At 62.1% G+C, this 25,788-nt stretch carries 25 protein-coding genes; 5 read left to right on the top strand and 20 right to left on the bottom strand.

Translation table 11 applies throughout. The features are described from left to right. Positions 1–76: 76 nt before the first annotated feature. The 9 genes from H4V98_RS05160 to H4V98_RS05120 all read right to left on the bottom strand — a co-directional run bounded on the left by H4V98_RS05160 (position 77) and on the right by H4V98_RS05120 (position 11,238). Positions 77–1,804, bottom strand: a complete 1,728-nt coding sequence (locus H4V98_RS05160) for a cation acetate symporter (protein ID WP_196863988.1) — start codon at positions 1,802–1,804, stop codon at positions 77–79. After that, entirely contained in the window at positions 1,801–2,109 is a 309-nt protein-coding gene (locus H4V98_RS05155; RefSeq protein WP_196863989.1) for a DUF485 domain-containing protein, read from the bottom strand. The genes H4V98_RS05160 and H4V98_RS05155 overlap by 4 nt, the downstream gene beginning before the upstream one ends. Positions 2,110–2,311: 202 nt before the next feature. Beyond that, positions 2,312–3,232, bottom strand: coding sequence for a glyoxylate/hydroxypyruvate reductase A (locus H4V98_RS05150; RefSeq protein WP_196863990.1), 921 nt, complete (start codon positions 3,230–3,232; stop codon positions 2,312–2,314). Between the two features lie 18 nt (positions 3,233–3,250). Beyond that, entirely contained in the window at positions 3,251–5,242 is a 1,992-nt protein-coding gene (locus H4V98_RS05145) for an acetyl/propionyl/methylcrotonyl-CoA carboxylase subunit alpha (protein WP_196863991.1), read from the bottom strand. Further along, positions 5,235–6,359: an endo-1,4-beta-xylanase gene (locus tag H4V98_RS05140; RefSeq protein WP_196863992.1), complete on the bottom strand. Its 1,125-nt coding sequence runs from the start codon at positions 6,357–6,359 to the stop codon at positions 5,235–5,237. The genes H4V98_RS05145 and H4V98_RS05140 overlap by 8 nt, the downstream gene beginning before the upstream one ends. A gap of 15 nt (positions 6,360–6,374) precedes the next feature. After that, positions 6,375–7,046, bottom strand: a complete 672-nt coding sequence (locus H4V98_RS05135) for a DUF4126 domain-containing protein (protein WP_196863993.1) — start codon at positions 7,044–7,046, stop codon at positions 6,375–6,377. Positions 7,047–7,066: 20 nt separating this feature from the next. Further along, the gene (locus H4V98_RS05130) at positions 7,067–7,846 is read right to left on the bottom strand and encodes an enoyl-CoA hydratase/isomerase family protein (protein ID WP_196863994.1); all 780 of its coding nucleotides are present in this window, start codon (positions 7,844–7,846) and stop codon (positions 7,067–7,069) included. Positions 7,847–7,850: 4 nt separating this feature from the next. Further along, positions 7,851–9,458 (bottom strand): carboxyl transferase domain-containing protein, encoded by a 1,608-nt coding sequence (locus H4V98_RS05125; protein WP_196863995.1) that lies wholly within the window; start codon positions 9,456–9,458, stop codon positions 7,851–7,853. A 31-nt stretch (positions 9,459–9,489) separates the two neighbouring features. Then, on the bottom strand, positions 9,490–11,238 hold the full coding sequence (locus tag H4V98_RS05120) for an AMP-binding protein (RefSeq protein WP_196863996.1): 1,749 nt from the start codon (positions 11,236–11,238) through the stop codon (positions 9,490–9,492). 124 nt (positions 11,239–11,362) lie between these two features. On the opposite strand from H4V98_RS05120, the gene H4V98_RS05115 reads away from it, so the two are divergent. Then, positions 11,363–12,427, top strand: coding sequence for an AraC family transcriptional regulator (locus H4V98_RS05115; RefSeq protein ID WP_196863997.1), 1,065 nt, complete (start codon positions 11,363–11,365; stop codon positions 12,425–12,427). Between the two features lie 13 nt (positions 12,428–12,440). Here the strand turns inward: H4V98_RS05115 and H4V98_RS05110 are convergent, their stop codons facing one another. Next, entirely contained in the window at positions 12,441–13,136 is a 696-nt protein-coding gene (locus tag H4V98_RS05110) for a hypothetical protein (protein WP_280757318.1), read from the bottom strand. Between the two features lie 194 nt (positions 13,137–13,330). Beyond that, positions 13,331–13,465, bottom strand: coding sequence for a hypothetical protein (locus H4V98_RS05105; RefSeq protein WP_255532190.1), 135 nt, complete (start codon positions 13,463–13,465; stop codon positions 13,331–13,333). 153 nt (positions 13,466–13,618) lie between these two features. On the opposite strand from H4V98_RS05105, the gene H4V98_RS05100 reads away from it, so the two are divergent. Next, positions 13,619–14,062 (top strand): ion channel, encoded by a 444-nt coding sequence (locus H4V98_RS05100; RefSeq protein ID WP_196863999.1) that lies wholly within the window; start codon positions 13,619–13,621, stop codon positions 14,060–14,062. Positions 14,063–14,259: 197 nt separating this feature from the next. Here H4V98_RS05100 and H4V98_RS05095 read toward each other — a convergent pair whose 3' ends face one another. Then, entirely contained in the window at positions 14,260–14,919 is a 660-nt protein-coding gene (locus H4V98_RS05095; RefSeq protein ID WP_196864000.1) for an HAD family phosphatase, read from the bottom strand. Between the two features lie 65 nt (positions 14,920–14,984). After that, positions 14,985–15,404 carry a YchJ family metal-binding protein gene (locus H4V98_RS05090; protein ID WP_196864001.1) on the bottom strand — a complete coding sequence of 140 codons (420 nt, stop codon included), beginning with the start codon at positions 15,402–15,404 and terminating at the stop codon, positions 14,985–14,987. Between the two features lie 210 nt (positions 15,405–15,614). On the opposite strand from H4V98_RS05090, the gene H4V98_RS05085 reads away from it, so the two are divergent. Continuing rightward, positions 15,615–16,100, top strand: coding sequence for a DUF4440 domain-containing protein (locus H4V98_RS05085; protein WP_196864002.1), 486 nt, complete (start codon positions 15,615–15,617; stop codon positions 16,098–16,100). Between the two features lie 63 nt (positions 16,101–16,163). On the opposite strand, the gene H4V98_RS05080 is transcribed toward H4V98_RS05085, so the two are convergent. Beyond that, positions 16,164–16,958 (bottom strand): DUF2182 domain-containing protein, encoded by a 795-nt coding sequence (locus H4V98_RS05080; RefSeq protein WP_196864003.1) that lies wholly within the window; start codon positions 16,956–16,958, stop codon positions 16,164–16,166. A 255-nt stretch (positions 16,959–17,213) separates the two neighbouring features. On the opposite strand from H4V98_RS05080, the gene H4V98_RS05075 reads away from it, so the two are divergent. Next, positions 17,214–17,828, top strand: coding sequence for a DUF1326 domain-containing protein (locus H4V98_RS05075; protein ID WP_196864004.1), 615 nt, complete (start codon positions 17,214–17,216; stop codon positions 17,826–17,828). 9 nt (positions 17,829–17,837) lie between these two features. Here the strand turns inward: H4V98_RS05075 and H4V98_RS05070 are convergent, their stop codons facing one another. Together H4V98_RS05070 and H4V98_RS05065 are read right to left on the bottom strand one after the other, a co-directional pair. Beyond that, complete coding sequence (locus H4V98_RS05070; protein WP_196864005.1) at positions 17,838–19,001, bottom strand: aminotransferase class V-fold PLP-dependent enzyme; 1,164 nt, start codon at positions 18,999–19,001, stop codon at positions 17,838–17,840. A gap of 198 nt (positions 19,002–19,199) precedes the next feature. Continuing rightward, positions 19,200–19,634 (bottom strand): cupin domain-containing protein, encoded by a 435-nt coding sequence (locus tag H4V98_RS05065; RefSeq protein ID WP_196864006.1) that lies wholly within the window; start codon positions 19,632–19,634, stop codon positions 19,200–19,202. Here H4V98_RS05065 and H4V98_RS05060 point away from each other — a divergent pair. Continuing rightward, positions 19,633–20,124 (top strand): LysR substrate-binding domain-containing protein, encoded by a 492-nt coding sequence (locus tag H4V98_RS05060; protein WP_196864007.1) that lies wholly within the window; start codon positions 19,633–19,635, stop codon positions 20,122–20,124. The two genes, H4V98_RS05065 and H4V98_RS05060, sit on opposite strands and share 2 nt — an antisense overlap. Positions 20,125–20,314: 190 nt before the next feature. On the opposite strand, the gene H4V98_RS05055 is transcribed toward H4V98_RS05060, so the two are convergent. From H4V98_RS05055 to H4V98_RS05040, 4 genes are all read right to left on the bottom strand, one after another. Next, positions 20,315–20,731 (bottom strand): rhodanese-like domain-containing protein, encoded by a 417-nt coding sequence (locus H4V98_RS05055; protein WP_196864008.1) that lies wholly within the window; start codon positions 20,729–20,731, stop codon positions 20,315–20,317. Positions 20,732–20,833: 102 nt separating this feature from the next. Next, positions 20,834–22,294, bottom strand: a complete 1,461-nt coding sequence (locus H4V98_RS05050; protein WP_196864009.1) for a potassium transporter TrkG — start codon at positions 22,292–22,294, stop codon at positions 20,834–20,836. A gap of 11 nt (positions 22,295–22,305) precedes the next feature. Next, positions 22,306–23,694, bottom strand: coding sequence for a Trk system potassium transporter TrkA (trkA, locus tag H4V98_RS05045; protein ID WP_196864010.1), 1,389 nt, complete (start codon positions 23,692–23,694; stop codon positions 22,306–22,308). Between the two features lie 60 nt (positions 23,695–23,754). Next, positions 23,755–25,731 carry an SLC13 family permease gene (locus H4V98_RS05040; RefSeq protein WP_196864011.1) on the bottom strand — a complete coding sequence of 659 codons (1,977 nt, stop codon included), beginning with the start codon at positions 25,729–25,731 and terminating at the stop codon, positions 23,755–23,757. Positions 25,732–25,788 lie beyond the last annotated feature (57 nt).

Here is a 25,788-nt window from a genome sequence, read left to right as displayed (position 1 = left end):
GCAGGCAATGTTCCTGCAGTCCTTCCAGATTATGGCAAGGTGGACCGAACGGCCCGCCTTGGTCAGGCAAACAACATCAGTGGCCCGAAGCACCCGCAGCGCCAATGCCGGTTTCAGACCGCACCTGCTGCGCCAGGAAGCCAGCCCGGTCGATCTGGGCTTGCTTGCTGTTGTCCAGAATGGAGAACAACCAGATACCCAGAAAGCCCAGGGTCATGGAGAACAAGGCCGGCGAGGCATAAGGGAACAGCGCCGAGCCCTTCGGGTTGCCCAATGTGGCTTCCCAGACAGAAGGCGACACCACCGTCAACGCCACCGACGAGATCAGGCCCAGGAAGCCGCCAATCACCGCGCCGCGGGTCGTGCAGTCTTTCCACAGCACCGACATGAACAGCACCGGGAAGTTGGCCGAAGCCGCAATGGCAAAGGCCAGTGACACCATGAACGCGATGTTCTGCTTTTCAAAGGCAATGCCCAGGACGACTGCAATCACGCCCAGCACCAGGGTGGTGATTTTCGAGATGCGCAACTCTGACGCGCTGTCGGCCTTGCCCTTCTTGATGACCGTGGCATACAGGTCATGCGAAACAGCCGAGGCACCCGACAGGGTCAGGCCGGCCACCACGGCAACGATAGTGGCAAACGCCACCGCCGAGATGAATCCCAGGAACACGTTGCCGCCCACGGCATTGGCAAGGTGAATGGCTGCCATGTTGTTGCCGCCAAGCAGCGCGCCCTTGGCGTCCAGGAAGGACGGATTGGTCAGCACGAAGCTGATGGCGCCAAAACCAATGATGAAGGTCAGCAGATAGAAGTAGCCGATCCAGCCTGTCGCCCACATCACCGACTTGCGCGCTTCCTTGGCGCTGGGCACGGTGAAGAAGCGCATCAGGATGTGCGGCAGGCCGGCGGTACCAAACATCAGCGCCATGCCGAAGGAAATGGCCGAAATCGGGTCTTTCACGAAGTTGCCCGGGCCCATGATGGACTGGCCCAGCTTGGCGGCTTCTTCAGCCGTCTTGCCGGTGCTCGAAGCCAGGTCGGCCTTGATCTTCACCGCCTGGGCAAACATGGCTTCAGGGCTGAAGCCGAAATTCCAGAGCACCATGAGCGCCATGAAACTTGCGCCGCCAAGCAGCAGACAAGCCTTGATGATCTGCACCCAGGTGGTGGCCGTCATGCCGCCAAACAGCACGTAAATCATCATCAAGCTACCAACGATGACCACCGCGATCCAGTATTCCAGACCGAACAGCAGTTTGATCAGCTGGCCCGCGCCCACCATCTGGGCGATCAGGTAGAACGCCACCACGACCAGCGTGCCTGATGCCGCAAAAATGCGGACCGGCGCCTGCTTGAAGCGGAATGCGGCCACGTCGGCAAAGGTGAACTTGCCCAGGTTGCGCAGCCGCTCGGCCATCAGGAAGGTGATGACCGGCCAGCCGACCAGAAAGCCGATGGAGAAAATCAGGCCGTCAAAGCCGCTGGCCATCACGGCGGCGGAAATACCCAGGAAGGAAGCGGCCGACATGTAGTCGCCGGCAATCGCCAGGCCATTTTGAAAGCCGGTGATGCCGCCGCCGCCGGTGTAGAAGTCAGCAGCCGATTTGGTCTTGGACGCGGCCCATTTGGTGATGAACAGGGTCAGCACCACGAAGCCGCCGAACATGCCGATGGCCGTCCAGTTGGTGGCCTGCTTTTCAGCCTGGCCCAGGTCTGCGCCGGCGGACCAGGCCGCAGCCGACACGCCAAACAAGGCCAGCAGCGTCAAAAGACGCCGCATGTTGTCAGATTTGAAATTCATTTGAGCACCGCCTTGGTAACTTCTGCCGTCAGGTCGTCAAATTCCTTGTTGGCGCGCTTGACGTAAATGGCCGTGATCAGAATCGTAAAAATAATCACGCCAAAGCCGATGGGAATGCCGACGGTCATGACACCCTCGCCCAAGCGCTGGGAAAGAAAAGGCTTGTTGAAAGCCACCAGCAGAATGAAGCCGTAGTACACGACCATCATGGCCAGCGTGAGCCACCAGCCATAGCTGGTGCGCTTGGCCTTCAGCTCCTGGTATTTTGGATTTTTTACAATCCGTTGGACCAAATCATCATCCATATCGCTATCTCCTCTAAATAAATTTGTTAGGAGGAGATTAAGGAGGAGGACTTACCGCCTACTTACTCAGCGACTAGGCGTTTACCCTGTAGTTGCGCGCAACGCAGACAGGGAAAAAACCGGTAGTTTTCCGGCGCATTTTCAATAGAAAACCGCTCATCTTTTGCCATGAACAAGACCGGCATGATCAAACGCTGTCCGATCAATAGCCGCGCGCTGGATCGACGATGCCGGACACGGGTTGGCCACCTTGCAGCGCGGCGATCTTGCCAGCAATCTGGGCAATGCTTTCGTCGCGCAGCGTACGCGCCGACGTATGCGGTGTGACAGTAATTTTGGAATGCTGCCAGAACGGATGCGCCGCCGGCAGCGGCTCGGTGCGAAACACATCAAGCGTGGCGCCGGCCAGGTGGCCGCTGTCAAGCAGCGCAATCAGATCGTCGTCCACGAGATGGCTGCCACGCGCCACGTTGATGACATAGCCGCCCGGCTGCAACCGGGCCAGTGTGTCGTGACGCATGATGTTGTCGGTGTCCGGCGTCAGGGGCAGCAGGCACACCAGAATGCGGCTGGCCGCCAGGAAATCATTGAGGCCCGATTCGCCTGAAAAGCATTGCACGCCGGGAATGGTCCTCGCGCTCCGGCTCCAGCCCTGAACCGGAAATTCAAATTGCGCCAGTGCCCGGCTGACGCGCTCGCCCAAGATACCCAGGCCCATCACGCCGACCGGAAAATCCTGGCGCATCCGGGGTTTGCGGTAAGTCCATTTGCCTTCTGCAGCATCCGCCTCGTAGCCACCCAACTCCCTGAAATGCCGGATCACCGCATGGCAGACGTATTCGGCCATCTGTACCGACATGCCGGCGTCGTCCAGGCGCACCACCGGAACGCCTGGCGGCAGGCGCAGCGCCATCAGCGCATCGACTCCGGCGCCGATGTTGAAAATGCCCTTGAGCTGCGTTTGCTCGTCGATGAACTGCTGCGGCGGCGTCCAGACCACGGCATAGTCGGCAAGCGGCGCACCTGCTGACCAGGTTTCAACCTCGGCGCCCGGAAAGGCGTCGCGCAGGCCTTCCAGCCAGGGCTGGGCTTTGGTGCCGGTACAGCAAAAACTAATGCGCATTCAAAATTTCCTTTAATTTCAGACCGTTATTTTGAGCAGTTCCGACCCCTCGGTGACCTGGTCCCCGGGGGCGTACATCAATTCATCGACCACGCCGTCGGCGGGAGCGGCAATCGTGTGCTCCATTTTCATCGCTTCCATCACCGCCAGCGGCTGACCTTTGGTGACTTTGTCGCCAGCCTTGACGGAAAACGACAGGATTTTTCCGGGCATGGGCGCGGTCAGGCGTCCGCCTTCGGTGTGGCTTTCGCCGGCATGCGCCAGCAAGTCAATCGCGGTGATCTGGGTCGCGCCGCGCGCGGTGAAGACATGGCCCACCTCGCCCTGGCTGTACACCGTTGCGGTCAGTCGCTGGCCGGCGAACTGGATGTCAATGCCCTGTGCGCTTTTGGCAAACACCAGTGGTCCCGACACGCCGCCCACCGCCAGTTGCAAGGCGCCGTCATGGCCATAGGTCAAGGTGGCGTTGGCCGGCTCGCCCTTGAAATCAAATTCAAAGGGCCGCTGCGCGACGCCATGCGTTTGCCAGCCGTCGCGGCGGCTGAACGGGTCGCGGCCCTCGCTGGCTTGTTCGTCCAGCAGCGTCCGGGCAATCGCGCTGGCCGCCGCCATCGGCAGGCCGACCGGCTCCTGCTTGAACAGCACGGCTTCTTCGCGCGGGATCAGCGCCGTGTCGAGATTCGCCTGCGCAAACGACGGGCTGCGCACCACATAGCGCAGGAACTGCACATTGGTGCTCAAGCCCACGATGCGGGTCTGCGACAGCGCCTCGCCCATGCGAGCCAGCGCCTCTTCGCGTGTCTGGCCGTGCACGATCAGCTTGGCGACCATCGAGTCGTAGAACGGTGAAATCGTGTCACCCTGGCGCACACCGTCGTCGATACGGACAGTGCCGCGCTCAAAGGCGGTACAGACCGGCTTGTCGTAAACGTGCAGCGTGCCGGTGGTCGGCAAGAAATTGTTGTCCGGGTTCTCGGCACAGATGCGCGCCTCGATGGCATGGCCGTTGATCTTCAACTGGTCCTGCGCCAGCGGCAGTTTTTCGCCCGAAGCGACAAGCAATTGCCACTCAACCAAGTCCAGGCCGGTGATGGCCTCGGTCACCGGATGCTCGACCTGCAGCCTTGTATTCATCTCCATAAAGAAGAAATTCATGCTGCCGTCCGCGCGCTGCTCGACGATGAATTCGACCGTACCGGCGCCGACATAGTTCACGGCCCGCGCCGCCGCCACCGCCGCTTCGCCCATCTGCCGGCGCATGGATTCGCTTAATCCCGGCGCGGGGGCTTCTTCCAGCACCTTCTGGTGCCGGCGCTGCACCGAGCAGTCGCGCTCGAACAGGTAAACGCAGTTGCCGTGCATGTCGCCGAACACCTGGATTTCGATATGTCGCGGGCGCTGGGCGTACTTTTCGACCAGCACCGTGTCGTTGCCAAAGCTGTTGATGGCTTCGCGCTGGCACGAGGCCAGCGCCGCTGCGAAATCCGCTGATTTTTCCACTGCCCGCATGCCCTTGCCGCCGCCACCGGCGCTGGCCTTGATCAGCACCGGGTAACCGATGCGGTCGGCTTCGCGCTGCAGCAGCGCCGGGTCCTGGTCTGCGCCGTGGTATCCCGGCACCAGCGGCACGCCAGCCTTTTCCATCAACTGCTTGGACTCGGCTTTCAGGCCCATGGCCTTGATGGCTGACGCCGGCGGGCCGATGAAGACCAGCCCGGCGTTGGCACAGGCCTGGGCAAATTCCTCGTTTTCACTCAAAAAGCCGTAGCCGGGGTGAATCGCCTCGGCACCTGTTGCCCTGGCGGCTTCAATGATTTTTTCCCAGCGCAGGTAGCTGTCCTTGGGCGCACTGCCGCCGATATGCACGGATTCGTCGCAAAAGCCCACATGCTTGGCGCTGGCGTCGGCGTCCGAATACACGGCCACGGTCTTGATGGCCATGCGGCGGGCGGTGGCGGCAACGCGGCAGGCGATCTCGCCCCGGTTGGCAATCAGTATCTTTTTAAACATATTTGGTCTTTGTATTGTTCAAGTCAAAAGGTACAGCGGCATGAAGCAAGCTCACCGCTACCGCATCAAACGCATTTTTCGGCCGGCCTTGCGTATCAAACAAGGTTGGCCGCATGGAGTGCCCGTCGGCGCGGCGGGTGCCCTGCATTCCCCGATTCATCCAGCTTTCTTCGTCGGTCACATTGCACATCACGACCATTTCGACCGCAGCATGACCAGCGCAGGTCTCCATGAAGTCTTTGTAGAGTGCAGCGGTCGCTGCGTCGCGGTCTGACACCGTACCGGGTTGCAGCGCATCACGTAAATCCAGTTCGGTGATTTGAATGCCCAGGCCGAGCGCGCGCAGTTCATCAAAAAAGCGGGAAAGCCGGGTAGCAGAAAACTTGCGCGACAAATCCAGGTGCGCTTGCAAGCCCATCACATCAACCGGCGTCTTTCGTTTGATCCATTGCTCGAGCATGCGCAGCACGGCCGACCGGCGACGTTCGCACCAAGGCTCGTCCTGCTCCATACCGTAGTCGTTGTAGGCGAGTTTGGCGCGTGGGTCCGATGCACGCGCGAGTTCAAACAGCTCCGGGTATCGGTCCTTGCCCCACAGCTCCGATAAAACCGATTCACGAAGGCCGCTTTTGTTTTTCTGGTCCCCGTAGATCACTTCATTGAGCACGTCCCATGTGTGAATGCGGCCACGGTATCGGGCCGTCATGGATTGCAGATGGGCGGATTGCGCCACTGCGAACGCCTTGCGTGTCGCAGTCGAAAGGTAAGCGGGCGTGGACTGATGCCATGCCAGCGTGTGGCCGCGCAGGGCTGCGCCCAAGCTTTCCGCAGTGTCAGCGACCCAATCAGCGCGGGTGTAGTCGGACACACCCGCCGCGTTTTCGATGTTGCGCCACTTCATGGCGTTTTCAGCAGTGATGACACCTGCATGCTGGCGCAGCAAACTTTTGACAGGCTCCTTGTTGGCGTACCCAGAATCAATCGCAAACCCGAATCTTCGGCCACTGCCAAGCGCTGCATCGTTCAGGCCCAGCCCGTCTTGCGCGCGCGCCAATCCGGCGGTGCCGACACACATCCCGGATGCCCACTTCAGAATTTCCCGGCGTTGCATCGTCATCGCGCATCAGGTTGGTCAATCATGTCCAACGTCCTTTGAAAAAGGCGGTTTGAAGGTAAAAGCAGGCAACAAACCCGGGTCGGGCTTGCCGCTGAAAATACGGGCGACACGGGTGAACAACTGCTTTAAAAACCGCCAGCATCGACGAATCAGCCAGACGCTGAGCACCAGCACCACGACCAGCAAGGGCATAAAGACAAAGGGATGCGCCACCGCCAGCCACAGGCCGGCAGGCACCAGGCTGTCCTCGACCAGCGAGGTGCCGATGTTGCTGAACGGCTCGGGCGAGGTGTTGATCGCCGCCCGTGACGTCGCCTTGGCGGCAAAACTGGTTCCAGCCAAGGTGCCGCCTACGAGAGCAGCTACCAAACTCATGGCAGCGCTGTCTGCACTGAACACACCGGCCGCCAGCGCTGCACCCGCCGGAATACGGATCACCGTGTGCACCACATCCCAGAGCGAGTCGAGCCCGGGAATCTTGTCGGCAAAAAACTCGACAAACACCATGAAGCCACTGGCGCCCAGCACCACCGGATTGGCCAGCAGGTGCAGCCCCTGCGGCAATTGCATCCAGCCCATGTAGCCGGCCAGGCCGGTCAGCAACAGCACCAGGTACAGGCGTATGCCGCTGGCCCAGCCGACAGCGCCGGCCAGGGCGACCAGTTGCGCGGTATCCAAGGCTTGCATGGTGAAGCTCCTTTGAAAACTCAGGCCAGCCAGGACGGCTTGCGCTTTTGCAGGAAAGATTGCACGCCTTCCCGACCTTCGCTGCTGGTGCGAATGTCGGCTATGCCTTCGACCGTGCGGCCGATCAGCGGCGCCTCGATGTCTCGGCCTGCCACTTCCTGCACAAGCGTCTTGCAGCTGCGCACGGCGTTCGGGCTGGCGTTGACCAGTGCATGCGTCAGCTCCGCCACCTTGGCGTCCAGCTGATTGGCGCTGACCACTTCATGCACGAAACCAATGCGGTGCGCTTCTTTCGCGTCGAAGCGCTCGGCGGTCAAAAAGTAGCGGTGCGCCGCCCGCGCGCCCATGGCGCGGATCACATACGGGCTGATGGTCGCCGGAATCAGCCCCAGCTTGACTTCGCTCAGGCAGAAATTCGCCGTATCGACGCTGACGGCCATGTCGCAGGCCGCCACCAGCCCCATGCCGCCCGCATACACATCGCCCTGTATGCGGGCAATGGTGGGCTTGGGGCATTCATACATCACGCGCAGCATCTCGGCCAGCGCGCTAGCATCCGCCAGGTTTTCGTCACGGGTGTAGTCGGCCATGCGGCGCATCCAGTTCAGGTCGGCCCCGGCGCAAAAGGCCGGCCCGGTGGCGGCCAGCACCACGGCACGCACCTCGGCGCGGCTGGCCGCGTCCTGGAAAGCGGCGGTAATCTCGGCAATCACCGCGTCGTTGAAGGCGTTGCGGATGTCGGGGCGGCTGAGCGTGATCGTCAGCACGGCGGATTTTTGGGTTATTTGCAGTGCAGTCATGGCGTCACATCCTGAACAAGCCGAACTTCGTCTCTGGAATCGGGGCATTCTGCGACGCGCTCAAGCCCAGCGCGAGCACACGGCGGGTGTCGGCCGGGTCGATCACGCCGTCGTCCCACAGCCGCGCCGTGGCGTAATACGGATGGCCCTGGTGCTCGTACTGGCTGCGAATCGGTGCCTTGAAGGCTTCTTCTTCATCTGCCGTCCACGCGCCGCCCTTGCCTTCGATGCCGTCGCGCTTGACGGTGGCCAGCACGCCGGCCGCCTGGTCGCCGCCCATGACGCTGATGCGGGCGTTCGGCCACATCCACAAGAAGCGGGGCGAAAACGCGCGGCCGCACATGCCGTAGTTGCCGGCGCCAAAACTGCCGCCGATGATGATGGTGAATTTGGGCACAGCCGCCGTCGCCACGGCCGTGACCATCTTGGCGCCGTTTCTGGCAATGCCTTCGTTCTCGTACTTGCGGCCGACCATGAAGCCGGTGATGTTCTGCAAAAACACCAGCGGGATCTTGCGCTGGCAACACAGCTCGATGAAGTGCGTGGCCTTGAGCGCCGATTCACTGAACAAAATGCCGTTGTTGGCGATGATGCCTACGGCCAAGCCTTCGATGTGCGCAAAACCGCAAACGATGGTGGTGCCGTAGCGCGCCTTGAACTCGTCAAAGTCACTGCCATCGACGATGCGGGCGATGATTTCACGCACGTCGAAGGGTTTGCGCACATCGACCGGAATCACGCCGTACAGCTCTTCTGCTACGAATTCAGGAGCTACTGGCGCTCGTCCAGTAAGCGCCGGAGCCTTGTTTTTATTCAAATTCTTGACCGAAGCCCGCGCCAGCGCCAGCGCATGCAGGTCGTTTTGCGCCAGATGGTCGGCCACGCCCGACAGGCGCGTGTGCACATCGCCGCCACCCAAATCTTCTGCCGTCACGACTTCGCCAGTCGCAGCCTTCACCAGCGGTGGGCCGCCCAGGAAAATCGTTCCCTGGTTCTTGACAATGATGCTTTCGTCGCTCATCGCGGGCACATAAGCGCCGCCGGCGGTGCAACTGCCCATGACCACGGCGATCTGCGAAATGCCCAGCGAACTCATGGTCGCCTGGTTGAAAAAGATGCGGCCGAAGTGGTCGCGGTCGGGGAACACTTCGTCCTGGTTGGGCAGATTCGCGCCGCCCGAATCGACCAGGTAGATGCAGGTCAGGTTGTTTTGCTGGGCAATTTCCTGGGCGCGCAGGTGCTTCTTGACGGTCAGCGGGTAGTAGGTGCCGCCCTTCACAGTGGCATCGTTGCAGACGATCATGCAGTCGACGCCGCTGACGCGGCCAATGCCGACGATCAGGCCGGCGCAGGGCGCGTCTCCCTTGTACATGCCGAGTGCGGCCAATGGCGCGACTTCGAGAAACGGCGTGCCGGGGTCGAGCAGCCGCTGCACGCGGTCGCGCGGCAGCAGCTTGCCGCGCGCCGTGTGCCGGGCGCGGGACACGTCGCCTCCGCCGGCGGCGGATTTGGCCAGCTGCACATGCAGGTCATCGACCAGCGCGCGCATGGCGGCGGCATTGGCCTGGAAGTCGGCGGAACGGGCGTTGAGTTTGGATTCGAGCGTGGGCATGTTTGCGTGTTCTTTCAGGGTATCAAGCGATTCAGGCGGTGGAGTCTTCTTCCAGCCCGAGCTGGTTTTTCATTTCGTCGCGGATCTTGAACTTCTGGATCTTGCCGGTCACGGTCATCGGAAAGCCGGACACAAAACGAATGTAGCGCGGCACCTTGTAGTGCGCAATCTTGCCTTTGCAGAACGCGCGCACCTCGTCTTCGCTCAGGGTTTCGCCGGGACGCGTGACGACCCAGGCGCAGAGTTCCTCGCCGTAGCGCTTGTCGGGCAGACCGACCACCTGCACGTCCTGCACCTTCGGGTGGCGGTACAGGAATTCCTCGATCTCGCGCGGGTAGATGTTTTCGCCACCGCGAATCACCATGTCCTTGATGCGGCCGACAATGTTGACGTAGCCTTCGCCGTCCATGGTGGCCAGGTCGCCGGTGTGCATCCAGCCCTCGGCGTCAATCGCCTCTTGGGTTCGGGGCGCGTCGTCCCAGTAGCCGTGCATGACCGAATAGCCGCGTGTGCAGAATTCGCCCGACACGCCGGTCGCGACGATCTCGCGGCTCTCGGGGTCGATGATCTTGACTTCGATGTGCGGCTGCACCAGGCCAACGGTCGAGACGCGCTTGGCCAGCGGCGTGTCGATGGAGCTTTGGCAGCTCACGGGGCTGGTTTCGGTCATGCCGTAGGCAATCGTGATCTGGCCGAGGTTCATGCTGCTCACGACGCGCTTCATCACCTCGGTCGGGCACGGCGAGCCGGCCATGATGCCGGTGCGCAAGGTGGACAAATCAAACTCGGCAAAGCGCGGGTGGTCGAGTTCGGCGATAAACATCGTCGGCACGCCGTGCAGACCGGTGCATTTTTCGTCCTGCACCGCCTGCAGCACGCTCAAAGGCTCGAAGCCGTCGTTCGGATAAACGATGGTCGCGCCGTGCGTCAGGCAGGCCAGATTGCCCAGCACCATGCCGAAGCAGTGGTACAGCGGCACCGGGATGCACAGGCGGTCGGCGGGTGTCAGCCGCATGGCTTCACCGATGAAAAAGCCGTTGTTCAGGATGTTGCGGTGCGTCAGCGCCGCGCCCTTGGGGAAGCCGGTGGTGCCGCTGGTGAACTGGATATTGATCGGGTCGCTGGCCTTGAGCGTGGCGGCGATGTCAGCCAGCCGCGCGTCATCGGCATTGCCGCTGGCGAGCAGATCGGAAAACCGCATCAGGCCGGGCTGGTCGTGTTCAGAGGAGTGCTGCCCGGCTTCGTCAATCCAGACCACGGCTTTCAAATGCGGCAGCGTCAGCGATTCAAGCTCGCCCGGCTGGCCATGCGCCCACTCGGGCGCCAGTTCGCGCAGCATGCCGAGGTAGTCGCTGGTCTTGAACTGCGCCATGGTGACCAGCGCTTGGCAACCGGCCTTGTTCAACGCATATTCGACTTCCGCCGTGCGGTAGGCCGGGTTGATGTTGACCAGAATCAGGCCGACTTTGGCGGTGGCCAGTTGCACCAGCAGCCATTCGGCATTGTTGTGCGACCAGATGCCGACGCGCTCGCCGGGCTGCAGGCCCAGGCCGAGCAGCGCGCTGGCCAGGCGGTCGGTTTCACGCTGCAGTTCACGGTAGCTGTAGCGGCGGCCCTGGTGAACGCTGACCAGCGCTTCGTGCTCAGGCTGACGGGCCGCGATGGCATCGAAAAACGCCCCGATGGGCTGTTCGATCAGCGGCACATCGGTGGTGCCACAGGCGTAGCTGCGCTTGAAAACTGGTGCGGCGGGATGCGATGCGGAAAAATCTGCGCTCATGCTTGTCTCCTTGCGACCGCCAGCAAGGGCGGATTCGCCAGTATGGCGCATCCCCGGCGAATCGCGCCATCAGAAAAAGCCAGGATGGTTGCAAATCGAGCCACAGTCCACCACACTTGCTCCCATGCCATCACACCTTCCCGCCGCTTGCGCAATACCGCCCCCGGACGCGCCTGCCGTCACGCCGATCGCCTTTGTCCAGGCGATTGTGCTGGCTTACGAGCGGCGCGGCATGGACCCGGCCCATGCGCTGGCGCAGGCACAAATCGCGCCGGCTGCGTTGTTGAGCACGACATCGCGCATCACCGCCTGGCAGATGGAACACATTTCGGGCCTGGCGATGCAGGAACTCGACGACGAGGCGCTGGGCTGGTTCAACCGGCGCCTGCCCTGGGGCAGCTACGGCATGCTGGCGCGGGCGTCGCTCAGCGCGCCGACGCTGGGCGTGGCGCTCAAGCGCTGGTGCCGGCACCACGGACTGATTGCCGACGACATCGCCCTGACGCTTGGCGTGGCGGGCGACACGGCCAGCGTGTCCATTGCTGAACACCACGGCCTCGGCGCGCTGCGCGAGTTCTGCCTGGTTTCCGTGCTGCGCAATATCCTGGGCGTTGCCTGCTGGCTGATCGATTCGCGCATTCCGCTGCTGGGCGCACAACTGCCGTTTGCCGCGCCGCTCCACCGCGAGGTGTACGGCGTACTTTTTTCAGGTCCGACGATTTTCGACAGCGCAACGGCAGCCATCCGCTTTGACGCGCGTTATCTGGCATTGCCGCTGCGACGCGATGAGCGCGCCTTGCAGCAGATGCTGCAGCGCGCCCTGCCGCTGACAGTGCTGCCCTACCGACGCGACCGGCTGCTGGTGCAGCGGGTGCGCCAGGCGCTGGCGGTGCATCCGGCGCTGACCCACAGCGCCGGCGCGCTGGCTGAGCTGCTGCATGTGTCGCCGCGCACGCTGCACCGTCAATTGAAGGAAGAAGGCGCCTCGCTGCAGGCGCTGAAAGACGAGGTGCGGCGCGCGCATGCGACCGACCTGCTGCTGCGCAGCCACCGGCCGATCAAGCAGGTGGCAGAGGCGGCCGGGTTTCAGAACGAGAAAAGCTTCATGCGGGCCTTCAAGGCCTGGACTGGCCAGTCGCCCGCGCAGTTCAGGCAGCAGCTTCAAAGTACGCCGAAGAAAGCGAACTGAAGCGGCCTGATGTTTACTTCAAAAAGAAGGGCGGCGTGCCGTAAGTGGTCGCCGGCACCACGTCGGAAACCGGTGCAGCATCGGTTGGAAAAGCCCCGCGGCTGCCAATCGCAAAGCAGCCGCTTGTTGAATAACGTGAACCCAGCACCACCCGAATGGTGTCGACAGCCTTGAAAAAATACAGGTAAGTGCCGCCGCTGTCGGTGATGGGGATGCCACGGTAAGGCGTGCCGATCGTACCGCCAACCGAATACGGCGTGCCGGTGCAATCTGCCGTGGTGTAGTAGACCGATTCGAATTCAGACCAATTGGCGCCATTGCTGGCATACGTGCATCCTCGGATGGGATCACATTTGCTGTCTGAGCCCAGGCCGACGATCGTGGCGAGTTGGTTGTCGAAGGTTGCCAAAATGGCATAGTTGCCAATGGCCCGGCCCATCGTCCGGCCGGTTGAATCGACCCATTTGATCGCGGCAGTTTCGACTTTATCGCCTCTTTCGGCTTTCTCGGCTTTCTCGTTCTGGTTTTTGAACTTGCCTTCCTTGGCCGAGGTAGCCCACGCTCGCGAACTGGTGCGGTTTGGACCGGCAACGCGCTCCAGCCTGGACAGGTCGGATTTGTCAGAAGGCGCACTGGTTTCGGGTGGCAACTGCGCTTGACTTCCAAGGGCCAGGGTAAGCAAGGACAGGCCAATGACAAAAGATTTCACGATAATTTTCATGGATTTTTCTATTTTTTTAAAAGAACCAATTTGGAGCCTTTTTTAAGGTGAAAACCCGAAAAACTTTGAAATCCAATGCAACATGCCGCATCAGACGTTAACGACAACTCGTTCAAGGGTGCTTCAGGATCAAGCAATGTAGGGATTTCCCACACCCTCGTCAGAGTGTCTACGCAAGAAAATCAATCGACCGTGAGTCGGGCTGAAAAACAGATATTGCGGCGGACATACAACCCGACCATGAAATCTTCAGCCAATGTCTCGCCGCGTTGATCCCGCAGGTCGCGCAGCACATGTTCGGTTCCAAATTTCACCATTACTCACTTATTGATATCTGCTTATGCCCAGCTACTATGCGCAACAGTCTTTTTTGACACTGAAGCTGGTCTCCGTCCGCGCAAGACCGGCGTTCGCTTCGGTGCGGTGAAGAGTGGCTAGACTCCACAAATCAATACTGCCCGGCAAGCCACATGTTTATCGTCATTTTTTCTTGCGTCATGATGATTGCGCTGACGACGCTGATTCATTTCGAAATTTTAAGCAGCCTGAATACCCGGCTGCCCGCGCTCAGCTTTCCCAGCCGCAGCAAGCTGTTGATTGTCATGTTTGGCGCCTTTACCGCCCACGCGCTGGAAATCGCACTGTACGGCTTCGTGCTTTATGGACTGATTCATTTCACCGGCGCGGGCAGCCTGAGCGGCATTGGCAGCTCGTCGCTGGAAAACTGCCTGTATTTTTCAGCGGAAACTTTTTCCTCGCTTGGCTTCGGCGACCTGATTCCAATTGGCCCGATCCGGTTGCTGGCAGGCACGGAAGCCTTGAACGGCTTGCTGCTGATCGGCTGGTCGGCCTCTTATGCCTATCTTGCGATGGAGCGATTTTGGGTTTTCCCAAGCCAGGACAGCGAATCCTGACGAACACATGGCCGCGCATTCCTGATGCCACAGGCCCCGTGACCCATCCCAAAATCCGTCCCCATCTTCTGTGGACAACTTTGTGCACCATTGCAGGGAAAACCCTTGAAACCCTGATGGGCCGGGGCGTTCAACAGGGTGCCTGCCAAACAGGCACAGTGGGTAACTTTTGCCTTCAAGGTGCGTTCATCAACGCGTCAAATGGTTTCCAATAAAGCGGGCAACTCGGCCATATGGGCAAACAGACGGCTGGCACCTGCCTGCGTCAAGGCCGGGCCGTGGGCAGGCGTTGGGCAATACGCCCACACCGTCGCCCCCGCAGCAATACCCGCCGTGACGCCAGTCGTCGTGTCCTCGATCACCAGGCAATGTGCGCCCGCCGCACCCAGGTGGCTTGCGGCCGCCAGGTACACATCGGGCGCCGGTTTGGAGTGCGGCATTTCCTGGCCGCTGAAAATGCGACCGTCAAACCAGGGCATCAGCCCGACCTGCGCCAACTGCATTTCGACCTTGAAGCGGTCGGCACCGGACGCGCAGGCAATGCGCTGGCCGGCGTGCGCATGGGCAGCTTCCACCGCCGCGTGCGCACCGGCAATCGCCACCAGCCGCGCCTGCAACTCGCGGTTGCGCCGGGCATAAAACTCGGCCATCCAGGCCTCGGTCAGCGGCTGGCCGGTTTGGGCTTCGATCAGCACGCGTTCGTCGCGCACGGCCTTGCCGACAAACACGCGCATGCATTCGGCAGGCGAAAGCGACCAGCCGCTTTCTTCCAGCAAGTCGCGCAGCACGCCGTTGGTGATGGGTTCGCTGTCGACCAGCACGCCGTCGCAGTCGAACAGGATGGCTTCAAATTTCATGTCTTTTACTCACTTATTTATAGCTAATTGCGCTCGTCAATATTGCGCAAAAGCCGTATTTGATACTAAAACTGGTCGCCATCGACATAAAACCAGCGCCCCGACGCGCGCACGAAGCGGCTGCGCTCATGCAGTCGCGTGGCGCGGCCACCCTCGCGGCAGCGGGCGACGAACTCGACTTCGGCGTGGTCGGCGTCCAGCAGGCAATGCGAACGCACATCCAGCCCCAGCCACTTCGCGCCAGGCGCGAAGTCCAGCGTCGCCGGGCGCGTCGAGGCGTGCCAGGTGGCGAGCAAATAATCGGCCCGCTCCAGTACAAAGGCGCTGTAGCGCGATCGCATCAGCGCTTCGGCGTTGGGGGCGGGGATTTTTTCGTTGAGGTAGGGGCCGCAGCAGGCGGAAAAAGGCAGGGGCTGGGGTTGGGCGGCTTTGGCCGGCTTGGCGGGATGTGCGGCAATGCGGCCACAGGGGCATGCGGCACTCATGCGTTCAAGGCCGGGTCGCTTGCGGGTTGCGCGCCCTTCAGGCGCATCCAGAAATTGTTCATGGTGTTGATTTTTACAGATGAGGGCGAGGCGAAAGGCTAGACCCATCACTGAACTGGCCCTATGATTCTGAAAATCCCTTGCGGCCTTGAAACCGCCATGCACCACAGCGGCCCTGACTGAACGTGGAAAACCCCAAGAAAGTTTTTTATGAAACACTTGCGATTTGGCCTGCTCTTTGTAGCCGCTGCCCTGGCGGGTTGTACTTCGACCCAGTTCGACCCCCAGCAGACGGCAAGCGCCCGCACAGAAATCTGCAAAGCGACGTCAGAAGCCGAGATTGCCGGCCTGTTTGATCGCTGGAACCGCTCCCTGCAAACAGGCGATGCGCAGCAGGTGGTCGCCAACTACGCACGGCAGTCCATCTTGTTGCCCACCGTGTCGAATAAGCCCCGGCTCACGCCGGCCGAAAAGCTCGACTACTTCCAGCATTTTCTGGAAAGCAGGCCCTCGGGCAAGATTGATTTGCGGTTCGTTGAGCTCGGCTGCAACACCGCCCTGGACGCTGGCCTGTACACCTTCACCTTCGCCAAAACCGGTGCATCGGTCAGCGGACGCTACAGCTACACCTATCGCTGGGACGGCGCCAAATGGCTCATCACCAGCCACCACTCGTCGGTCATGCCCGAAAAATGAAGCGCTGAACGCGCGCAAGCCCCCGCGCTGCCGTTCCAGATGCGCACGCGGGATGGGTCCCGGCTAGCGCACAAGAACCAACAACTTGACCAGCCCGGCGGCAATCAGCCCCAGCCCCAACAGCGATCCCAGCCGTTCGCCGCCCGGTGCCAATTTCTCCACCGAAACGGCCAGCGACAGCGCGGCGATCCAGGCCAGGTTCATGACCCCACCCACAAACAGCAGGGCCATCAACGCCCAGCAGCAGCCAACGCACAGCAGCCCATGCCGAAGCCCCATCACGAAAGCGCCTTGCCAACCGGCGCGCCACTCTCCGATAAGAAAGCCCATCGGGGTGCGGCAATGCGACAGACAAACTTGCTTGACGCGTGAAAACTGATAGACCCCGGCGATCAACAGCAGCAGCGCGGTCAGCAAAGCCGACGTGCTGACAATCATCGGGTTGACCCAGTTCATGGCTTGCAGCGCCCACTGTGCGGCCGTCGCCCCCACGCTGAAGACGAACCAGACGATCAGGTAGGCGGCGACAAAGCTGATTCCTCGCGTTCGCTCTCGCGTGCGCACGCACAGGTTAACAAAGGTCAGGATCATCGGCAGGGCCGACGGTAGCATCATTGCGGCCATCATGAGCGCCCACATGGCCCAGACCGCGAACACGGTAGCGGCGCGCCAGTTTGAAGAAGCCGGCATCGTCAGTTGCGCAAACGGCTGGCTCATGTCAACCGCGATCCAGACCAGGAATAGCCAGCAGACCATACTGAGGAGCAAGATCCCCGCCGCCAGCCTGGACTGCCCGGTAATCAGCAGAACCATGCCCGGTGGTGACTTGCCGGCTGAATCAGACGCTTGCTGTGGCATGAGTCGACCTCCTTCGCCAGTTGAATATACCGCCTGTACGATGCGTGTGTTCATGCAAAACGTCAAACGCGCGGCTTATTCGTTTCAGCAGAATCAACCTCCACACACACTGCTTACGTCCGTGACAAAGAAACGGCATGGTGAAGCCGCAGGCATCGGCATAGACTGGACGATGAGGTGCTGCCGCATCAGCAGCGAACAGTGTTCCTGCGCGCTGGCGCTCAAACAGGCACCTCCTTTTCAAGGAGTATTGTTATGACGACCTGGAGCATTTCCGGCCATTACATGGAAACTTGCAATTGCACATTTCTGTGTCCCTGCATCACCTCCAACCTCTCGGCACGGCCAACCGAAGGTGACTGCAAAGCCGCAATCGCATTGCAGATCGACAAAGGGGTGAAAGATGGCATCCCGCTTGACGGGTTGTCCTTCGTGGTCATGCTGCATTCGCCGGGGGCAATGGCGCAAGGGAACATGACCGTCGGATTGATTGTTGACGATAGCGCTTCTGACCAGCAAGTTGACGCCATCAGCGCCATTGCCACCGGCTCGGTGGGCGGTCCCATGGCGGCGCTGGCGGCGCTCGTCAGCAAGATTGCAGGCGTTGAGCGGCGGCCCATACGGTTTGAGGAAGACGGGTTGAATTACACCGTGAGCGCCGGTGAATTGCTTGAACAGGCTTGCGAAGGCATCGCCAGTGCCGCCGACCCGAAACAGGCCATTTGCATCGACAACACGGCGCATCCCGTGAACAGCCGGCTGTCCCTGGCCAAGGCCACGCGCAGTCGCTTCCACGTTTTTGGCATCAACTGGGATGATGCCACCGGCACGCGCAACGCGCAATTTGCGCCCTTCGCCTGGGCGGGTTGACGCGTCAGATCACGCGAAAGCATGCACCGGCACCGGCACCGGCATCAACCCAATCCGGTCCAGCGCCGCCGCCAGTTGACCCACCGTGCGGTCCACCCGGTGCCACTTTTCCAGCCCGAACAGTCCAACGCGAAAGGTCATGAAGTCGGCGCCTTCGTCGCATTGCAGCGGCACGCCGGCGGCGGTCTGCAGACCCTGGTCGAGGAATTTCTTGCCTGACTGGATGCCGGGGTCGGTGGTGTAGCTGACCACCACGCCGGGCGCTTTGAAACCCTCAGCAGCGACGCTGGGCAGGCCCCGGCTTTCGAACAGCGCGCGCACCTTTTCGCCCAGCGCTTCCTGCTCGGCCTTCACCTTGGAAAAACCATAGGCATGCGTTTCCTGCATGGCGGCGCGCAGGCGCGTGAGGGCGTCGGTGGGCAGCGTGGCGTGGTAGGCGTGGCCGCCTTTTTCGTAGGTTTCCATGATCTGCAGCCACTTTTTCAGGTCGCAGGCAAAGCTGGTGCTGACGGTGCCGTCGATGGCCGTGCGGGCACGTTCGCTGAGCATGACCATGGCGCAGCAGGGTGAGCTGCTCCAGCCTTTTTGCGGTGCGGAAATCAAGACATCGACGCCCGTGGCCTGCATGTCGACCCACATGGCGCCCGAGGCGATGCAGTCGAGCACGAACAGGCCGCCCACGGCATGCACGGCGTCCGACACGGCGCGCAAATAATCGTCGGGCAGGATCATGCCGGAGGCGGTTTCGACATGCGGGGCAAAGACAACGGCGGGCTTGTGGTGGGCAATGGCGGCCTGCACGTCGGCGATGGCGGCGGGCGCCCACGGGGCTTGCGCGCCGGGGCCGGTTTGCCGGGCCTTGAGCACGGTGGACGAGGCAGGAATGTTGCCCATGTCAAAGATTTGCGTCCAGCGGTAGCTGAACCAGCCGTTGCGCAGCACCAGCACATGCTTGGCCGTGGCGAACTGGCGCGCCACGGCTTCCATGCCGTAGGTGCCGCTGCCGGGCACCAGCGCCACGGAATGCGCGGCGTACACCTCCTTGAGGATGCTGGAGATGTCTGTCATCACGCCCTGGAAGCTGCGCGACATGTGGTTGAGCGCGCGGTCGGTGTAGACCACCGAGAATTCGAGCAGGCCGTCAGGGTCGATGTTGGGCAATAGTCCGGGCATGGTGTGGCCTCACTTTGGTTGGCAGAAGTCGGATGGTCAGCTTAGCACTGTGCGCCGAAAAAAGAGATAAGCGTGTGCAGCTCGAACAAGCGCATCCCCCACCGACCCGGCGGCCAGAAACTGCCCTGTCTCCCGGCGGATAGCGTCCCAATCGCTGGGCGGGGGAGACTCGGCGTCCAGCCGCGAAACCGGGGCGGCTCAATGTGCCGGATCAAGAAAAGGGGTGCCCGGGTCGCTCACATAAAAGATGACGACCCGCAAGGCGTCCGTGGCACTCTTGTTGTAGCCTGTCATTTTCACGTTGGGCGGCTCGACAAAAGCCTGCCCCGCGCTGAGGACGACGGGCGCCCTTCCCTCCAGGTCCAGCGTGAACTGGCCTTCGAGCACATAGACCGTGACCGGGGAGCGGTGCGTGTGAAACACGGTCTGGTCGCCGGGCTTGAACGAGGCGGTCAGCACCCTGACCTCCTGAGTGTCCGACTTGGGCATCTGCAGGACGCTTTCCTTCAGGACCAGATGCGGGGTTGCCTGGCCGGGCGTCTGAGCCTGCGCCGCCAGCCCGAAAACGGCGCCCAACGTCAAGGCCAGCAACGCAGCGAGCGAGCGGAATGTGGGTTGATGGTGCGGTTTCATGGCAAGACCTTTCATCGCGTTGGACAGACCGCCCAGTCTAGGCGCCCCCGCGCTCGGGCGCAAGATCGCCGACTCCCTGTGGGCGGTGTACGGCGGCCGCGACTATCTGGCGCAGCACGGCAGCCCCCACGGCATGCGGGAACTGGCGCAGCACGCCTGGGTCGGGTTCGACGAGACCGTGGCCAGCCACCGCGCAACGCAGTGGCGGCGGCAGGTGGCGCCGGTTGCCAGAAAAATGGCCAAGAGTGGCAGCGGGCTGGGAACGGCTCACTTCGCCAAAGCCAACCTGGGTCTTGCGGCGCTGCCAACGACGATCGGTGATGCCGAGCCCGACCTGGTGCGGGTGCTGGGGCCGGTGGCCGGTGGCCGAATTGACGCGCAGCTTGCGCCTGCTGACCACGCGCCAGCTCGGCGCACGCCCCGGGTTTCGGCCTTTTTAAAATTCATGGTGCAAGAGGTGCAGGCGCTTCGGCCCATGCTCACCGGCTGAGTGGTGCGCAAGCGGCACCGGACTCACGCATTTTGCCTGCGAAGCGCTTCAGCCAGGGCTCTGGCCAAGCAGCAAAACACTCGCTTTTCGGTAGCAACCTGTTGCGACAAAGCGAGGGCTAGCGGCCTCTTTGGCTTGCAACTGGCCACCATCCTGGCAACACCGGGCAGCCCTGCCAGCCTCAGGAACGTCAGCCCTTCTTGGTATTGCGCTCTTCCAGGGTTTCGGTCGGGGCGCCCTGCTTTTTCCACTCGGCATAGCCGCCATCAATGTGGGCGACATTGCGCATGCCCATGTCCTGCAGTGTCTTGGTGGCCAGCGCGCTGCGCCAGCCGGCTCCGCAAAACAAAATGAACTCCCGGTTTTCGTCGGCAAACACCGGCTTGAAATACGGCGACGCCGGGTCAACCCAGAACTCCAGCATGCCGCGCGGTGCATGGAAGGCGCCGACAACCGTGCCGTCCTGCTCCAGTTCGCGCGGGTCGCGGATATCGATGATCTGCACGTTCGGGTCCGACAAGCGGGCTTGCACCGACTCGACCGAATAGGTCTTGACCTCTTCCATGGCCTCATCGACGAGAACCTGGAAACCTTTGGTAATGGGCATGCTGACTCCTTATGCTGAAAAAATCATTATCGACATTGCTGACGCATCACGCTTGTCACCCTCTTCCGCCTTTGCCTTTTAAAAAGGCAAAGGCAACCAAGCCTACTTGCGCCAGAACTGGCCGGTGAACAGCACCAGAAACGACAGCAGTTCGAGCCGGCCCATGAGCATGGCAAAGCTCAACACCCACAGCTGAAAGTCGTTGAGCACGCCGAAATTACTCGCCGGCCCGACCATGCCCAGGCCGGGGCCAATGTTGTTGACAGTGGCAATCACGGCTGAAAACGCGGTGACCATGTCCAGCCCGGTGAGCAGCAGCACCATCGTCAGGCCGACAATCACGGCGCCGTAGATCAGCATGAAGCCAAAGGTGGCGGTCATGACCGACATCGGCAGCACCACGCCGCCCAGCGTGACAGGGTTGACCACGCGCGGGTGCACGATGCGCACCAGCTCGCGGCGCGCCTGCTTGATGAGCAGGATCATGCGGATCAGCTTGATGCCGCCGCCGGTGGAGCCGGCGCATGACACAAAGCAGCCAAGAAACAACAGCAGCACCGGCGCAAACACCGGCCACAGCGCGTAGTTGGCAGAGGCGTAGCCGGTGGTGGTGGCCACCGACACCACATGAAAGGCGCTGGCGCGCAAGGCTCGCGCCACATCGGGATAAACATCGTGCACCCGCAGCAGCACGGTGATCAGGACAATCGAGACCAGCAGCACCATGACGTAGGTACGAAACTCGCGGTCGTGCAGCAATGGGCGGATGGAGCGGTTGCGCAGCACGATGAAGTAGCGCAAAAAATTGATGCCGGCCAGCGCCATGAACAGCGTCGCCACCATCTCGATCTGGGCCGACTTGAAATGCCCCAGGCTGTCGTCGTAGGAAGAAAATCCGCCCAGCCCCATGGTCGAGCACATGTGCATGAAGGCGTCGACCCAGCTCATGCCGGCCCAGCGGTAGGCCAGCATGCAGGCAACGGAAAACACAAAGTACACGCTCCACAAGCCGCGTGCGGTCTCGGCAATGCGCGGCGTGAACTTGGCTTCTTTCAGCGGCCCCGGCGTTTCGGCCTTGTAGACCTGAAAACCGCCCAGCCCCATCATGGGCAGCACCGCCACCACCAGCAGCATGATGCCCAGGCCGCCGAGGTACTGCAAAAAGCAGCGCCACACGTTGACCGAGGCGGGCAACGCATCCAGGCCGCTGAGCGCGGTGGCTCCGGTGGCCGTGATGGCGCTCATGGCCTCGAAATAGGCCTTGACCCAGGTGATGTCGGGCACGGTGTACATCAGCGGCAGCGCCGCATAGGCCGGCAGCACCAGCCACACCAGGTTGACCAGCAAAAAACCGTCGCGCGGCTGCAGCTCGCGGCGCTGATGGCGCGTGGCCAGCATCAGCACCAGTCCGCTGACCAGCGTCAGTGCGAAGCAGGCCGTCCACAGCACCGCCTGCTCCTGGGCATCAAGGGCAATCGCCCAACCCAGGGGAACGAAGAAGGCCGGCGAAAAGGCCAGCAGAATACGGGCAAAAACGCCCAGGACAGGAAGCAGGCTGTACATGCGGGGCGCGATCAGCCGAAGAAGGTCGCGCTGACCTGGAACAGCTTTTCGACCTGGCGCACATCGCGCTTGTTCGGGATGAAGATGATGATGTGGTCATCGGTCTGGATCACCGTGTCGTGGTGCGGCATCATGACTTCACATTCGCTGCCCTGCCCTCGCACGATGGCGCCAATGGCCGCGCCCTTGGGCAGCTTGACTTCCTCAACGCTCCGGCCGACCAGTTTTGAGGTCTTGGCGTCGCCACGCGCCACGCCTTCAAGCGCCTCGGCCGTGCCGCGCCGCAGGCTGTGCACCGCGGCCACGTCGCCGCGTCGCAGGTGGGTCAGCAACTCGCCAATGACGGTGTGCGCCGGTGAGATGGCGATGTCGATGGTGCTGCCCTGCATCATGTCGGCATAGGCGCGGCGGTTGATGAGCGAGAGCACGCGCCCGGCGCCCAGCCGCTTGGCGAGCATGGCCGACATGATGTTGTCCTCGTCGTCGCTGGTGAGCGCCAGGAACATGTCCATCATGCCCACGTTCTCGCCACGCAACAGGTCCTCGTCAACGCCGTCGCCATGCAGAATCAGCGTGGAAGACGGCAGCTGGCTGGCCAGGTAGTCGCAGCGCTCGGCGTCGCGTTCGATGATTTTCACCTCGCACTGGTCCAGCAGACTGCGCGCCAGGCGCAAGCCGACCCGGCCGCCACCGGCAATCATCACGCGCTGCACCGGCTTGTCGCGGTGGTGGATGGCGTGCAGCACCTGCCGGATCTTGCGCGCATCGGCCAGCACGAACACCTCGTCGCCACTCATGATGCGGGTGTCGGGCGTGGCCTCTATCTCGGTGTCGAGCCGGTACAGCGCCACGATGCGCATTTCGATGTCCGGGAACAGTTCACGCAGTTGCGCAATGGTGCGGCCGACCGCATCGCCCCGGGACGCACGCACCACCATCAGGCACGCCCTCTGCTGCGAAAACGTCACCACCTGCAGCGCCTCGGGGTGGCGGATGAGCTGGTGGATGTAGCGCGTGACCGACTCCTCTGGGCAAATCACGTGATCGACCGCAAAACCGCCCTTGCCCAGCAGTTCGCTGCCTTCGACGAAGTCGGGCGAGCGCAGCCGCGCCACCGTGTTGGACACGTTGAAGATCTGGTGCGCCACCTTGCAGACCACCAGATTGGTCTCGTCGTCGGCAGCGCAACCGATCACCATGTCGGCGTCTTGCGCACCGGCCTCGCGCAGCACCGACGGCTGGATGCCGTTGCCCACCACCCCGCGCAAGTCAAAGCGCTCGCCCAACTGGCGCAGCCGCGCCGCATCGGTGTCAATCACAGTGATGTCGTTTTGCTCCAGCGCCAGGCTTTCAGCCACGGTTTCACCGACGCGGCCTGCGCCAAGAATAATAATGTTCATGGAACAAAATAATACGTTAACGACGCGCTGCGCCCGGCAGGCAGGCAAAGCATCAGGGCGTCACAGCGGCCAGACCAGCAGCAGCATTGGGATGCTGACCGCCGCCACGAGGATTTCCAGTGGCAGGCCGAGGCGCCAATAGTCGCCAAAGCGAAAGCCTCCGGGGCCGAGGATCAGGGTGTTGTTCTGATGGCCGATCGGCGTCAGGAAGGCACAGGACGCGCCGATGGCCACGGCCATCAGGAAGGAATCCGGGTTCACGCCAAGCGCCGAAGCCGTGCCCAGGGCAATCGGGCACATCACGGCGGCAGTCGCGGCGTTGTTCATCAGGTCGGACAAAAACATGGTCACCACCAGGATCAGCGCCAGGCCGACGACAGCGTGCCCTTGTGCGACGTTTTCCAGCAGCAAACGCGCAATCAGGTCTGCCGTGCCGGTGGTCTGCATCGCGCCGGCCACGGGAATCAGCGCGGCCAGCAGCACGACAACCGGCCAGTCGATGGCCTCGTACACGCCGCGCGGCGGCACGGTGCGCAGCGCCATGGAGGCCAGCACGCCCATGGCAAACGAGATGGCTGCCGGCAGCAGGCCAAACGCCGCCATGCCGACCGAAAAGGTCATGATGCCGACGGACAGCCAGGCCTTGCGCTGGTTCGGGATGCGCAGTTCTCGCTCGGCCAGCGGAACGCAGCCGTTGTCGGCGGCAAACTCGTTGATGGCGTCGGGCGACCCCTGCATCAGCAGCAGGTCGCCAGGCTTGATCGGCAACAGGCGCAGCCGCAGCCGCTGGGTATCGCCCTGGCGCGACAGCGCCAGCATGTTGATGCCGTAGCGCGTGCGCAGCAGCACATCGCTGGCAGAGCGGCCCGCCAGCATCGACCCGGGCAACACCACCAGCTCCATCAGCACGATTTCCCCCGCCGTGTCGGTCTTGTCGTCATCGGGCTCATCGTCTGCGTCTTCGTCTGCTTTGTCCTCGCCTTTAGCCAAGGCGGCGCTCGCAGCAAGGCCCTGGCCGGTCTTGTCGCGGCGTGGGTCCTGGCTTTGTTCAACCACCTTCGCCTTCGTTTTCGCTTTCTGCTTTGCCTTTGTCTTCGACTCCAGATCAGCGGCAACCGGGTTTTCGTCGTCCTCTGGCTCCGGCGGGCGTCCGGATTCCTCCAGCCTGAGCTCCAGGCTGGACAGCAGGCCGGACAACGCATCGGCCTCGGCCTCGATCACCAGGATGTCGCCGGCATGGACCCGGCGCATCAAACCGGGTGCGGTCATGCGAATCTCGTTGCGCACCAGCCCGACGACCTGTGCGCCCGCCTCGTCCAGCACGGTTTCCAGCTCCAGCAGGCTCTTGCCTATCGACTTGCTGTCAGGCAGTACCCTGGCCTCGGTCAGGTAGGAACTGGTTTCAAAACCATCCAGGCCGGACTGCTTGCGCGCCGGCACAAGTCGCCAGCCAGCCAGCGCCACAAACACCACCCCGACGAGTGCCACCGCCAGGCCGATGGGCGTGAAGTCGAACATGCCAAAGCCGCCCGCGCCCGTTTCGGCACGAAAACCGGAAACGATCAGGTTGGGTGGTGTGCCGATCAGCGTGGTCATGCCGCCCAGGATGGTGCCAAAGGCCAGCGGCATCAGCACCTGGCCCGGTGTGAGTTCGAGCCGCTTGGCCAGCTGGATTGCCACGGGCATCAGCAGCGCCATGGCGCCGACATTGTTCATGAAGCCCGACAGCACGGCGCCCAGTCCCATCAGCGCGAGCAGGCTGAGCGTGGGGCCGGATTTTTTCGGCAGCGCATAGCGGGTCAGTACATCCACCGCGCCCGACGTCAGCAAGCCACGGCTCATGACCAGCACGCAGGCCACGGTGATGACGGCCGGGTGGCCGAAACCGGCGAGCGCATCGACTGCCGGCAACACGCCGGCCAGCACGCACGCCAGCAACGAGCCCATGGCGACCATGTCGTGCCGCCAGCGCCCCCACAGGAACATGCCCACGGTGCAGGCCAGAATGGAAAGAATGAGAATCTGGTCTTGGGTCATGGGCGCTTGGTTGGCTGCAGGATGGAAACGCCCGGCCCCTGCGGGACCAGCGCCACA

This window comes from Polaromonas sp. CG_23.6 (assembly GCF_029892315.1).
Taxonomy (GTDB): Bacteria; Pseudomonadota; Gammaproteobacteria; order Burkholderiales; family Burkholderiaceae_C; genus Polaromonas.
The sequence above is the reverse complement of the archived record's forward strand: the minus strand, read 5'-3'. Positions and strand labels throughout refer to the sequence as shown.